11 protein-coding genes are annotated in these 13,728 nt (G+C 41.5%); 1 reads left to right on the forward strand and 10 read right to left on the reverse strand.

What is annotated here, in order from left to right; translation table 11 throughout:
• Positions 1 to 103: 103 nt before the first annotated feature.
• From pulA to G576_RS0111495, 9 genes are all read right to left on the reverse strand, one after another.
• Positions 104 to 2,308, reverse strand: coding sequence for a type I pullulanase (gene pulA, locus G576_RS12880; protein ID WP_083960054.1), 2,205 nt, complete (start codon positions 2,306 to 2,308; stop codon positions 104 to 106).
• Positions 2,309 to 2,317: 9 nt separating this feature from the next.
• A complete protein-coding gene (locus G576_RS0111460; protein ID WP_027974716.1) occupies positions 2,318 to 3,334 on the reverse strand; it encodes a diacylglycerol kinase family lipid kinase in 1,017 nt (338 codons plus the stop codon).
• Between the two features lie 21 nt (positions 3,335 to 3,355).
• The gene (gene ligA, locus G576_RS0111465) at positions 3,356 to 5,314 is read right to left on the reverse strand and encodes an NAD-dependent DNA ligase LigA (protein ID WP_037619037.1); all 1,959 of its coding nucleotides are present in this window, start codon (positions 5,312 to 5,314) and stop codon (positions 3,356 to 3,358) included.
• 108 nt (positions 5,315 to 5,422) lie between these two features.
• On the reverse strand, positions 5,423 to 5,716 hold the full coding sequence (locus tag G576_RS13075; protein ID WP_027974718.1) for a DUF805 domain-containing protein: 294 nt from the start codon (positions 5,714 to 5,716) through the stop codon (positions 5,423 to 5,425).
• 256 nt (positions 5,717 to 5,972) lie between these two features.
• Positions 5,973 to 6,914, reverse strand: coding sequence for a sensor histidine kinase (locus G576_RS0111480; RefSeq protein WP_027974720.1), 942 nt, complete (start codon positions 6,912 to 6,914; stop codon positions 5,973 to 5,975).
• A complete protein-coding gene (locus G576_RS0111485) occupies positions 6,911 to 7,573 on the reverse strand; it encodes a response regulator transcription factor (protein WP_027974721.1) in 663 nt (220 codons plus the stop codon). The genes G576_RS0111480 and G576_RS0111485 overlap by 4 nt, the downstream gene beginning before the upstream one ends.
• A gap of 72 nt (positions 7,574 to 7,645) precedes the next feature.
• A complete protein-coding gene (locus G576_RS13680) occupies positions 7,646 to 7,855 on the reverse strand; it encodes a hypothetical protein (RefSeq protein WP_156875151.1) in 210 nt (69 codons plus the stop codon).
• Positions 7,856 to 7,948: 93 nt separating this feature from the next.
• Positions 7,949 to 9,910: an ABC transporter permease gene (locus tag G576_RS0111490; protein ID WP_027974722.1), complete on the reverse strand. Its 1,962-nt coding sequence runs from the start codon at positions 9,908 to 9,910 to the stop codon at positions 7,949 to 7,951.
• A gap of 1 nt (position 9,911) precedes the next feature.
• Positions 9,912 to 10,664, reverse strand: coding sequence for an ABC transporter ATP-binding protein (locus tag G576_RS0111495; protein WP_027974723.1), 753 nt, complete (start codon positions 10,662 to 10,664; stop codon positions 9,912 to 9,914).
• A 459-nt stretch (positions 10,665 to 11,123) separates the two neighbouring features.
• Between G576_RS0111495 and G576_RS0111510 the strand changes: the two genes are divergently transcribed.
• Positions 11,124 to 11,603 carry a hypothetical protein gene (locus tag G576_RS0111510; protein WP_083960039.1) on the forward strand — a complete coding sequence of 160 codons (480 nt, stop codon included), beginning with the start codon at positions 11,124 to 11,126 and terminating at the stop codon, positions 11,601 to 11,603.
• A gap of 186 nt (positions 11,604 to 11,789) precedes the next feature.
• On the opposite strand, the gene G576_RS0111515 is transcribed toward G576_RS0111510, so the two are convergent.
• The gene (locus tag G576_RS0111515; RefSeq protein ID WP_027974725.1) at positions 11,790 to 13,703 is read right to left on the reverse strand and encodes a GBS Bsp-like repeat-containing protein; all 1,914 of its coding nucleotides are present in this window, start codon (positions 13,701 to 13,703) and stop codon (positions 11,790 to 11,792) included.
• Between the last annotated feature and the right edge of the window lie 25 nt (positions 13,704 to 13,728).

Here is a 13,728-nt window from a genome sequence, read left to right on the forward strand (position 1 = left end):
CAGGGATAACCTTAGAATTCTAAGATTATCCCCATTTCAATGCACCCGTTTTCATATTTAGGAAAACGCTTTAAAATAAGTTTATCATATTTTCTTTCATTTGTCAGGAAAATATCAATGTTTTTTCAATATTGTTAAGTTTTAAGGAGTTCTTAGCCGCATTACCGTACTGAATCAAGAGTTCACCACTAGCTGGCACCGCACGCTCTACAAATACCAATTCACGAATTTTCGGAAATTCTTCAATCGAAAAGATAGGATTTCCCTGTTTTTCCCTAATTAATTGACGAGCTTGCTCAACTAAATCGGAATGTTCGGTCACTAAGTTCCAGTTCACTTGATTGACTTGGTCTGGTGCATTGTAAGAGTTCATTGCTCTTTCCTTGTCTTCCTCTGTCAATTCACCATCTTCACCCGTTGGGTAAAGTTTGGTTCGCATGAACTCTTGACCTAACTGCATAAAGCAGATGCCTTGCATAGTCAAATTCATCGCAGTAGCTAGGGAGATGCGCTTTTGATGAGTCTCCAAATCATCGTCTGGATGAAGGTGCCACATGAGATCATTGAGATTATAATTATCATGAGCTTCGACGTAATTAACGACTTGACTTGGGGTCAGATAAGGGTTTAACTCATCTGAACCCAGAAAGGCTTTTGCAAGCACGTCCTCTGTCGCTTCTCCAGAGACAAAGCCACGTTCAAAGTGACCATAAATCTCAGCACCCTTGATGGCATCCCGAGCATCATCATTGAAGAAACCAATCCCAGCCAACTGTGCAGCATTTCCTTTCTTAGCCTTATCCTCAGGAGCAAGACCAGTCCCCATATCCCATCCTTCACCATAAAGAAGGATTTTAGGGTCGATTTGATCCATGGCAGAGCGAATTTGACGCATGGTCTCGACATCATGAAGGCCCATCAAGTCAAAACGAAAGCCATCGACACCGTATTCCCTAACCCAATAGGTCAAAGAATCAATCATATACTTACGGAACATTTCCTTTTCCGAGGCCGTCTCGTTGCCACAGCCTGAACCATCTTGGAAAGAACCATCAGCGTTCATTCGGTAATAATAATCTGGCACTGTCAGCTGAAAAGCAGAGTCTCTGCTCGAATAAGTATGGTTATAAACCACATCTAAAATAACCCCAATTCCAGCCTCATGATAGGCTTGAATGAGCGTTTTTAATTCCAGAATGCGTGTAGCTGGCTCTGCTGGATTTGAGCTGAAACTAGCTTCTGGTACATTGTAATTTTCAGGATCATAACCCCAATTATAGGCGTAGCTACCATCTTCTAAAATAGTCTGATGGTGGTCAAAAACTGGTTGGAGCTGCACATAATCATACCCCATCTTTTTGATGTAGTCAAAGGCTGTCGCATCACCAAAGGCATTTGTCGTCCCAGTCTGGCAAGCTCCTAGGAACTTACCGCGTTTATCCTTATCAACACCCGAAGTCTCAGAGATGCTGAAGTCGCGAATATGCATCTCGCAAATAACCGCTTGGTTTGGATTTGACAACCTCCAAGGAGCATTTTCTCCGTGCCTTACGGTAAAACCTTTTGGAGAAAGATCCCAATCAGACACAACAATAGAGCGTCTGCCATCTGCTGTCGTGGCAATAGTGTACGGGTCTCTACTATCCTTAAAGGTTCGTTTTCGGTAATGAATACGGTAGCTGTAAGCTGTGAAATTGTAATCACCTGACAAGCTGATGTACCACACACCATGCGTATTTTCCTTATGGTTACCAGGGTTGCGTTTATCCCCTCTAAACATAGGGTGAACCTCTGCAACACTTGCTTTTTGGTCTGTTGAAGAGTAGAGGATCAGTTCTACAGATTCTGCCGTTGGTGCCCACAAACGAAAATCAGTAGCTTCCTGATGATATTGAAAACCTAGCCAGCCATCAAATCCCCACTCCCTGTCAAAAGCCTTGCTATTAACACCCATGTCAAAAGCATGAGGCTGGTGCCTTGTATAATAAGGACTGGCTACTGCTGCCTGCCTCGAATAATAGACTGTGTCATCCCCGTCAACTAACCAGACCTCCGTTTTTTCCAGACCAATATGACGTCTAATATGGTAATCTCTAGTCTTTGAAGACCAGTCCTTTTTCATAACAAGGACTCCCACTTCTCCTAAAAAATGCGGAGCAGGATAGGTTAGAGTCGCCTTGACACCGAAACTATCAAAGAGGCTGAAATAAGTCTCATGTCCAAGACCACCGACCTGCCATTGCCAAAGGCTGAGGTCAAAGTAGTTTTCCCATTTACTATGGAAATGGACAACGGTTGTATTGGCTATCATGTTTTTTTATGTGTTCTCCTTTTCAAAATCTTCAACTTCGTGAGTAAATCGTTGGGCAAATTCCTCAAGCGCTCGTTCTTCCTCCGATACCAACGCATCATCTGAGATATCATCTGTATTGGCAAAAAAGGTAATATGGTTCTTGAGGTTCTCTAAAACAATCGGTGCATCTCCGCCATATTCGCCATCCAAATTAATCATCATTCGATTCTGGCTCTGAGGTTCAATCTTAATATAACCCGTTTTTATGTATTCAATGCGCTTATCGGTAATATGCTTACCGCCGTCCAAAACAAGACGAATCAAATGGATAATCTCCAGCAAATTAGCTGTTTTAACCAAAATTAATGTGAAATTCCCATCATCCAATTTTGCGTCAGGGGCTATCTGTTCAAAACCGCCCACGGAATTGGTAATGGCTGCAAAAATCATAGAAACCTCGCCTTCAAAAACACCCTGATCATGGGTGATTTTAACAGGGACATTAGAAATCTGAGGTAACAGTTCCACACCCTTAGCCAAATAGGCAAGATAGCCAAACATGGTTTTCAGTTGACTAGGGACACTATACGTCAATTCACTCAGACTCCCTGCAGCAGCGATGTTGATAAAATAACGGTCTCCGTAAGCACAACCAACATCCATAGCAATGGTTTGATTTTTTCCAATTATTTTAGCCGCAGCTACAGGATTTCCACGGGGAATTTTTAGAGCTCTGGCAAAATCATTGGTTGTTCCAGTCGGAATAATAGCCATAGCAGGGCGTTTTTCAAGGGGAGCAATACCGTTCACAACTTCATTAATCGTACCATCTCCACCTGCCGCAATAACCAGATCGAAACCAGCTAGACCTGCACGGGTGGCTTCATCCATAGCTGAATTTTCCTCAGCAGTCGTCTGGAAAGCTGAGGTCTCATAACCAAAGCCTTCCAAAATATCAAGAACTTCTGCCACGTTTTTCTTCATAATTTCTTGCCCTGATGTCGGATTATAAATCAACCGGGCACGTTTACGTTTTTGAATCATCTCGTCACATTTTCTTTTTTACAAGTTTAATAGCCAAGCTTCGTCCTCAATTCGGATACCTAGCTCCTGAGCCTTGGTCAGTTTACTTCCTGCGTCTGCCCCAGCCACAACTAAATCTGTTTTCTTAGAGACAGAGCCCGTTACCTTGGCACCCAAATTTTCCAGTTTTTCCTTGGCTTCTTTGCGCCCCATCTGTTCCAGTTTTCCTGTCAAAACTACAGTCATGCCTGATAAGGCAGCGTCCTTAGCCACTTTCTTGCCCAGATAGGATAGATTGACGCCGTAGCTCTCTAATTCCTCTAACAGTTTTTGAGCTTCTTTTTTGGCAAAATAGCTGCGCAAGCTTTTAGCGATAACACCACCAAGCCCTTCGATAGAAGCAATCGCCTCTTCTTCTGCATGAGCTAGCGCAGGCACATTTCCAAAGGTCTCCAAAAGGAGCTTAGAAGCCTTGGCACCCACATGGCGAATGCCCAAACCAAAGAGCAGTTTCTCAGCTGAGTTTGACTTTGAGGCTTGAATAGCTGTGTAGAGTTTCTCAGCTGATTTTTCTTTAAAGCCCTCAAGTTTAAGCAAGTCGTCAACAGTCAATTTATAGATATCTGCCACATCGCGAATCTGATCAGCCTTAAAAAGTTTCTCAACGATGGACGTTCCTAGACCAGCAATATTCATAGCATCACGGCTAGCAAAATGTTCTAGGCGACGCTGTACTTGACTTGGACAGAGTGGGTTGATACAGCGCAAGGCTACTTCATCCTCGTAGTGGATAAGTTCAGACTGACAAGACGGACAGTTGCTAGGAACCGCCATAGGTACTTGATTCTGACGTTTCCCCTCTACCACTCTCAAAACGGCGGGAATGATGTCTCCAGCTTTATAGACGATAACTGTGTCACCAATACGAATGTCCTTGTCAGCGATGTAGTCCACATTATGTAAGGTCGCGCGTGAAACGGTAGTCCCAGCTAATTGGACCGGGGAAAGGTTGGCTGTCGGAGTGACAACACCTGTCCGTCCTACCTGCCAATCCACAGAGAGTAGCTCTGCTTCTTTTTCCTCGGCAGGAAACTTATAGGCTACCGCCCATCGAGGCGCCTTGACTGTAAAACCTAGTTCTTCTTGCATAGCTAAACTGTTGACCTTGATGACAATACCATCGATGTCATAGGGCAACAAATCGCGATCGTTTTGGACTTCTTGAATAAAGTTCCAAATGTCATCCATGGAAGCAGTCACTAGACGACGAGGATTAACAACAAAGCCCATTTTTTCAAAGCCTTTGAGCACCTCCTCTTGGGTCTCAAAACTGACTTCTCCAGCTTCTTGATAAAGGAAAGTAGCTAAACCACGCTTGGCAACTATGGCCGTATCCAACTGACGCAAAGTTCCTGCCGCCGCATTTCTAGGATTAGCAAACTCTGTCTCACCATTTTCTTGACGCTCTTGGTTGATTTTGGCAAAAGCTACGCGTGGCAAATAGGCTTCTCCACGAACCGTGATACTTTCACCGCCTGCAAGGGTCAAAGGCACATCTTTAATACGCTTAACATTCTCCGTGATATTTTCACCAACACTACCGTCCCCACGGGTCGCAGCCACCTGCAAGACACCGTTGACATAGGTCAATGACAGGGACAAGCCATCAATCTTTAACTCAGCAAGGTAGGTCGCATGAGGAAATTCTGCCTTGATACGACGATCAAAATCATCCAATTCCTCACGTGAAAAGGCATCTTGAAGCGAGAAAAGCGGGTATTCATGCTCAAACTTTTCAAATCCGTCTAGAATCCGTCCTCCAACACGGTGGGTCGGACTATCTGGCAAAATCAAGTCTGGATATTCTGCTTCTAGATCAACCAATTCACGGTAGAGTTTATCGTAATCACTGTCTGAGATACTAGGGGCGTCATTAGTATAGTATTCTTTGGCATAGCGATTAAGATCATCAACCATTTTTTTCATTCGATTCTTCATACCAATATTTTACCATAATTTCCTTTGATAAAACAAAAATCTCACTCTCATGATATTGAGAGCGAGGTGGTTAAACAGTCTTTTGAAACCATAAGGGTAACTTCTCTATCAAAAATCAAGCTGTTTTTCTGGTTCTACTTTACTTGGTTGCACCAAAAGAACTAATCGAGCAATATTGCAACCCAAAAAAATAAGCCAGCCAAAGAAAGGAATAATGCTCACAAGCATTCCTAGATTAAGAAAGATAAAAGCCCAACTGAGACCTGCGTCACGGTAACGACGAACTTCCAAAGCCAAGTTAGGAATTAAAGTCACCAAAAACCAAATCAGACTAATAAGAGCAATCGGCGCTATTGAGCTTATCATAGACAAGGCAAAAGTCAAGCTCTCTTCGTCAGTCATATAGTCCAGAGCCGTCGGATTGGATAGAAAATAGCTTAAAATCTCGAAATAGAAGCGAAAAAAACCAACAATAGATAAAGGGAAGGCTAATCAAAACATTACAAAGCACAACCCACCAAAAATCAGAGCGACTAGATTTCCCTTCAAAATTCGTAAAATTAATCCAATAGTTTTTATAAGCTTGAAACATGATATACTCCTTTTAAAACACTTAATTTATTATATCACATTTGACAAAAAGATGCCTTTTCTCCCCTTAAGCTTTCGAAATCGTCACTTGAGTTCCTACTTCGACCTGACTTGTCACACTGATGGCAAGCTCCAACTGATCAAGGACTTGTTTGGTCATATAAAGTCCAAAACCAGAGGCTTTTTGATGCTCATGACCATTGTAACCTGTAAAGCCTTCATCAAAAAGACGAGGTAGGTCTTCCGGCAAAATACCAATCCCCTGATCGGCTATGGTGAGGCTACCTTTCTTTAGAGTGACAGTAATTTTCCCACCTTCTGTGCTGTATTTGATAGCATTATCGAGAATTTGAGAAAGGGCAAAACTCAACCATTTTTTATCTGATTTAAGTTGCCACTCCCCAACAACTTCAATGGACAGATTTTTATGAAAAAAGAGAATCCGATATTTTTTAATCAAATCTTTCATCAGAGCACTGACAGAAACCTCTTCAAAGCGGAAATCATCCTGCTGATCTCTGAATTTCAGATAAGTCAAAAGGGTTTCCAAATAACGTTCTAAGCGTAAAACCTGCTGATTAACATGGTCAGGATTGAGCTGCTTGGTCTGTGCCATGAGAGAAATAGCTGACAGGGGTACCTTAATCTGATGAGCCCACATTTTTATCAAATCTTGTTGGCGAGCTGCCTGATTTTGAGCTAAAAAGACCTCCTGTCTTGCTACATCATCACGGGCCGATAGCACATTTTGATAGGCGACATCAAGCGGACTGGTCAGCTCTGCTATTTCTTCCAAAAATCTAAAATCGCTCAAGAGTTGCATTTGCTTCCGAAAACTTAAAAAATGCCAAAGGAAAAAAGGGGCAAGGAGAAGCACGTTAAAGAGAAAGGCCATACCAAAGTAGTTCATCGGCAGGTGATATAAGCGGAAAGAAAGCAAAAATCCTGCTGAGAGAAGGGTGATAATCAAATACCACATTCCGTATTGTCTAAGATATTTTCTAATCATTTGAGTAAATAGCCGACTCCTCTCACCGTATGAATATAATCAAAGCCCAGAACTGCCACCTTCTTACGCAGGCGTGTCATATTAACGTTTAGAGTATTCTGATCAATAAATTCATCGCTCTCCCATAGCTTCTCCAAAATAATATCCTTACTGACCACTTGGTCTTTATGGGAAAAAAGCAGAGCTAGAATTTTATTTTCAGTCGGCGACAGCTGGATTTGGTCAGTCGCAGAAGCAAGTATACCGTCACGGCTTAGCTGAAAATTCTTAAAAATTAGCTCCTCGCTCGTAAACTGATGGGCACGGCGCAAAAAAGCAGCAATTTTGGCATCTAAAAGACTAACCGAAAATGGTTTGGCGATATAATCATCCCCACCCATATCAAGTGCCATAACCATGTTCATCTCGTCATCGCTAGAGGAGATAAAAATAATGGGTACAGTCGATGTTTTGCGAATCTCTGTTGTCCAATAATAGCCATTAAAATAAGGCAGAGTGATGTCCATCAAAATCAAATCAGGTTTGACATCTTCCACCTCCTGCTTGACCGCACGAAAATTTGAAGCACTAAAAACCTGATAGGTCTGCCCCAAATGGCCTTTCAAAAGAGACACAATGGTCTCATCATCTTCAACTATGAAAACTTTATCCTTGTTCATACGACCTTCCAAATAATTTAATCTTTTATAGTGGCTCAGTTATAGTCATTTTAGTGTTTTCTTCTCAAGAAATCAAGGGAGAGTGAGATAAAAATCGGTAAATCGGCTTTCCTGCCGATTGCGATTTTGTCGTTCCACCTCTACACAGGTGATTAGAACGGTCACTATCCATTGTCTAACAAGGGAGGAGAACTTCCAATCAACCATTGCACCAAAGTGCTTATCTGCAATAATATAGACATTTGAATTGACTTTGATACATGGTCCCTTTCGGCTTGACATACGCTTGCACTCCCTGCCCTCACTTCCTTGTCTGAAATCTAATTCATTCGACCATATTAAAAGGCTGAGACATTCGTCTCAACCTCCTCTCACTTATCTTTCCACTAACTTGTAGTAGGTGCGACTAGTCGCCTTGTAAATACCGAAATATGCGATAGCAATGACTAGCATCGTCATTCCGGCAACCAGGTAAACGAGATTACTACTCGTTACCCCAAAGAAGAGAAGCATTTGTCTTAGCATTGGTATAGCTATCAAGTAGTGGAGTGCTGCAAACCCCAAAGGCATGAAGAAGACGAGAAGAACTTGTGAAGAAATAGTCTTTTTAACACCTTCTTTTGACATACCAACTTCTTGGAGAATTTTGTAGGACTTTTTATCCTCCTGCCCTTCAGAGTACTGCTTGTAGTAGATAATCAAAGCTGCGCCTAGCATGAAAGAAATCCCCAAAAGAACACCTGTAAAGAGCATACCACCGAACATGGCATAACCTTCATCAAGATAGGCTTGACGCGTTTGAACATATCCGAGTTCCTCCCCGTTGCCATCTAAAAATGCTTGACCATCTACCAATCCCAACGCTTTTCTCTGATCTTCTGTAGCATCAAAGATGACAGAATAGGTTTGTTGTATCGTTGTCATTTTTTCTGTAACTTCTGAAAAAGCATTCTTTAACCCCTCAGCAGTTTGCACATCAGAAACAACTAAGATAGCTCCGTTAAAAAGAGTAGTAACATCAGGCTGCTTAGCTGTCTTGAGATTGTCGACAATATCAAATTTCTGACCTATCAAGGTCATTTTCTTGTAATGACTTTTTCCATTTTGTGTGTAAAAGAGAGCCTGATTTTCTGTTAATTGAGGAATATTATTTCCTAATTTTCTGAAATCATCCTGTGTCATCACTATAAGAAAAGCCAGTTGTGCCGTTGGTTTAAGTGCCTCTTCTTTTGTGACGGTTATCACATCTGAATTTGTTAGTGGAACTGGGATAAGGCTACTTGTGTAAGAAATAACATTTGCATCTTGCCCCAAAACCTCCCGAATACGACTTTCTGCTGCTTTTCCACCTGTTTCATAGTTTTCAGCTTGACCAGAAACCTTAACTTCCTTAGGGAATGAAGTGTCTGCTAGATTTTTGGTATTGGCATAGAGCGCTGCCGTTGTACCAATAGAGACAAAGGCCATGACCGCTAGAAGGGTAATGGATGCTAGCCCAGTTGCGTTAGCTTTCATACGGAAAATCATCTGGCTAGTTGTGATAAAGTTTCTAGGTTGGTAGAAATAAGCTTTGTTGCTCCGCTTTTTCTTTAAATACCAAGCCATAAAACTGATATAAAAGAGATAGGTCCCTAAAATAACAAGAATGACTGCCACAAAGAAATACATAATCACGGTAAAGGCAGAAAGTTTTTTTGAGTAAAGCGAAATACCGTAACCACCACCTAAGAAGAGCAGGCTAAGCAAGGCTAGAACCATATTGCCTTGAGGTTCTTTCTCACCTTTTTCACTACTTTTGAATAAAGCCAGAGGAGAAGTTTGTCTAATTTGGCGTAAACCAGACAAGGCTAAAACAAAGAAAATCCCTGCAAATAGAATAATGTTTAAAATAAAGCCAAGTGGGGACAACGTCAAAATCAATTTATCGTAATTAATGATATTCACAAAAATCAGATAAAGCAGATTGGCAAAAATACCAGAAAAAACAGAACCTAGAACGATAAGAAAGAGAAAGATTATTCCTAATTCCAAAATGGATACAAAACCAACTTGTTTTTTATTCATCCCTAGGATATTATAGAGACCAAATTCTTTGCTACGCTGCTTAAGGAGAACATTATAACTATAAATCTCCATAATCGTAGACAAAATAGCTAGTACGAAAATACCTAGCGGTAAGATAATCATTGCTGTCCCCATGCTATCTGCCATTGGACTTGTCAAGATGAGAAAAATCGCACACGTAAAGCTGTAAAGCACAAAAGATGCCAACATAAAGGGAGCATAGGCTCTCTTGGAAGCTTTGATATTATTCCAAGCAAGTTTTAAATAAAACATGCTACTCACCTCCTAACAGGGCAGACATGGCCAGAGAAATCTCTCGGTTAAAATCACTTGCTGTACGCTCCCCACGATAAAGTTGGTGGAAAATACGACCATCCTTGATAAAGAGAACTCGTTTGGCGTGGCTGGCTGCATTGGCTGAGTGTGTTACCATGAGAATCGTTTGACCTGTGTCATTGATGCTTTCAAAAAGTTTCAACAAATCTTCCGAATTTTTATAGTCCAGCGCTGCTGTTGGCTCGTCAGCTAATAAGAGCTGAGGCTGTGTAATCAAGGCGCGTGCAATGGCAACGCGCTGCTTTTGCCCACCAGAAAGCTCAAATGGACGTTTATTAAGCAAGGTATCAATTCTTAGACGGCTTGCTAGAGCCTGCAAGCGAGTTTCCATCTCCTTATAAGGTTTTCTATCCAACACCAGAGGTAGAAAAATATTGTCCTTGATAGATAGGGTATCTAAAAGGTTGAAGTCCTGAAAAACAAAGCCCAAATTTTTAAGACGATAGCTGGCAAGCTTGCCTTCCTTGATTTTAGTGATGTCCTCGCCATTCAAGATAACTTGGCCCTTAGTCGGCTTATCCAACGTGGCAAGAATATTAAGCAGGGTCGTTTTCCCTGAACCAGATTCTCCCATAATGGCGATAAATTCACCCTTTTCAACCTTAAAATCCACGTCTTGTAAAGCACGAGTCTCCTCTTTTGAAAAACGGGTACGATAAACTTTTTCTAAATGATTGATTTGTAAAAACATGATATTTTCCTTTCTTCGTAAATGACTGTCTGTCACTTTCTAAACTTTTCTGTGCTCTTTCAATTATAACTTACTTCATCCATTCTGTGAGGTAGCAAATCAACTTAAGTTGCTCTGCTTTTTTTACCAACAAAACCAGCCGCAAGAACTGAAACAAAAATCAGACCCAAAATCATCACTCCGTAACCAATCTTACTCATCAGTTTCCTCACTTTCTAGCTTTATAGATAAACACCACCAGTAGAATAAGACCTACCAAGACTCCTAAACCTAAAAAACTTCCACCGTAAAACTCAAAAGTTCCTTTAATCGCTTCTAGTGACATCTTTTTAGCTTCCTTTCTTTTGATATTTTTATTTTACAGAAAAATGGCAGAGCTAAACTTACAATACCGAGCTTAAAGCTTACAAAATTGTAAGACTTTGATATAATGAAACAAAAAAGAAAATGGAATTTACTATGGTTAAAAAACTTGGAAAATTACTGGGGACTGTGGGCAACCTCTTGGCTATTCCAGACGCCATTGACACTATTAAACATGTGACAGACAAGGCTAGTCCCGTCATTGAAAAGGAATTAGATCGCAGGCATGCGCATCAAAAATCTCTCATTCAACTAGATAATGTTCGCGATGTTCCTATTGATTATGCACAAGCACTCTTGGAAAAACGTGGCTTCACTGTCTTACCTATATCAGCCAAACCACACCCCAAATATGCTAAGGAACGCCCCATGGAGGTTGTTGCCATGCACCCTCGCGCAGGTAAATATCAGCCTAAAACCTTGGTAAAACTCTACTTTGTCACTGAAGACATCATTTCAGAAAGTCAAAAACTTAAAGCCGCTTCTCATCAGCAAATGGCTAGCCTCCAAAAAAAAGTGACCAAACCACTAGATTCACTCAAAACAGTCAAATTACCTGTTCGTAAGAAACGATAAAAAAATCCTAGACCTACAGCCCAAAAGGAATGCTGGTCTAGGATTTTTAAATCACTTGAAAAAGAGTAGGAGAATCAAAACTTATACTCAATGAAAATCAAAAGTAGCCTAGGAAACGAAGCCGACGATAGAACTTGAGTTCATCAAGACAAGTTGACAACGGATAATTTTGATTTTCGAAGAGTATTAGTCTACCTGAACGTATCGGCGAGCTCCCGAGTAAGAAATATAAGAAATCCATTGTTTTCCTTCTGCAATGAGAACCTTGTCATAATTCACAGTTTGTCCTTTACTGTAGGTGGCTAGAGTTGTACTTGTAGACTTAGCCTCGCCCTTGACAGGAGAAGATTTGGTAAAGGTATAGACACCTGATGCTGGAAGAGTTATTCGAGGAGCTAAGGTTACTGTTTTGGCAGAATTGCTAACATAAAAACGTTGTCCCTCCACAGGTTGGTAATAGAGATGAGCGTGGTAGAGTCCACGACTATTTTTATGTCTGGAGGCGTTAATTGTTACCTTATAGGTCCCATCTGCTTGTTTTGCTGGCTTATACCAAACAAGATCATCCTGTCCTCCAGTTTCTGACCATACTGGAACCTGAACTTCCTTTAGGTTGGTATGACTGACATTGGAGACGATAATATCGAAACTGCCCTTACTATCATTTTTATTGGTAATGGTAATCGTTCCAGTCGTTGGTGATGGGGTCTGATTGGTTGCTGTAGTTGGTAAATTTGCAGTTGCTTTTGTCACATAAGTCTTCTTACCATCGTTTGCTTGGTAATAAAGGTGAGCATGATAGACACCACGATCATTCTTATGTTTGGCAACATCAACCGTCACTTTATAAGTTCCAGATCCCTGTTTTGTCGCCTTATACCAGATAATATCATCCTGCCCTGCATTTTCTGACCAAACGGGAAGCAAGACTTCCTTTAGATTCGTATGGCCAACATTAGAAATGATGACATCAAAAGTTCCTGTGCTATTATTCTGGTTGGCAATTTTCAGATTACCTGTTGTCGGAACCGTTAAGGCCTCTACGGCAATGTACCTACGATTCCCAGCATAAGAAAGATAAGAAATCCATCTGTAACCATCTGCTTCTACTACCTTATCATAGTGAACAGACTGTCCCGCTTCATAGTGAGCTAATTCAGGACTGGATTGCTTAGCCTCCGCCCGAATAATCGATTTTTTTGAGAAAACATAGGTTCCGCTCGTTGCTAAACTAGATTGCTTTATGGAGGTCGCAGTTGGTTGAGGAGTGACAGATCCAGTCACATCCTTGAAGTGGATAAAGCCCTCTACCTCGCTAATGTTAATCGTTCGTTTATTATAGCAATGATTGTATCCGTAATTGTATTCCTCAATGGTCACAGAGTCCCCTGACACGGCTGCCACCCATGCGACATGGCATCCGCTCCACCAAGCGACTGAACCAACCGCAGGAGTTTTATTGACCGCATAGCCTTCGCGCTTTGCGCGTGGCCCCCAAGCATCAGCATTTCCATACGCCCCTGGAATGGTAAAACCATTGACCGAGGACAGACGATAAGCTACAAAAGAAACGCATTCTCGATTATAGAGACGCCAAGGGTCAATGAGTGAATCAGGTGTGGCATTTTTCAAGTACGCAGGATAATCATCACCAATAATAGCTGAATAATTCAGCTTTGGGGCTACTGTTTGCTGCACGTTCTGTGTCGTAACTGCACTGGATGTAACTGTTGTTTTTGAAGTTTTAGCAGTAGTAGCTGGCTTTGGAGCACTTTTAGTGATAATTGATTCTGCTGGTATGCTCTTAGAAGTGTTGCCTCCTTGTGAAACAATAGCTGGTGTCCTTTCCTTAGTTTCCACAGGCTTAACTGTGACAACTGTTTCGGGTTTCGTAGTCTTCGCTTCACTACTAATAGTAGTAGCCGTTGTCTCTGCCGTAGTTACTTGTGTTGCCAGACTGCTCGTCACCTCAGACACAGTTGTTGTCTCATCAGCTGAGACCTGACCAGCTATCAAAAACATCCCTAGTAGGACAGACGAAGCCCCCACCGCACACTTACGGATTGAAAAACGTTGGACAGTTTGCATTCCTTTTTGCATTCACTAACTCCTTGTTAAAAATAAT

The organism is Streptococcus porci DSM 23759 (assembly GCF_000423765.1).
GTDB lineage: Bacteria > Bacillota > Bacilli > Lactobacillales > Streptococcaceae > Streptococcus > Streptococcus porci.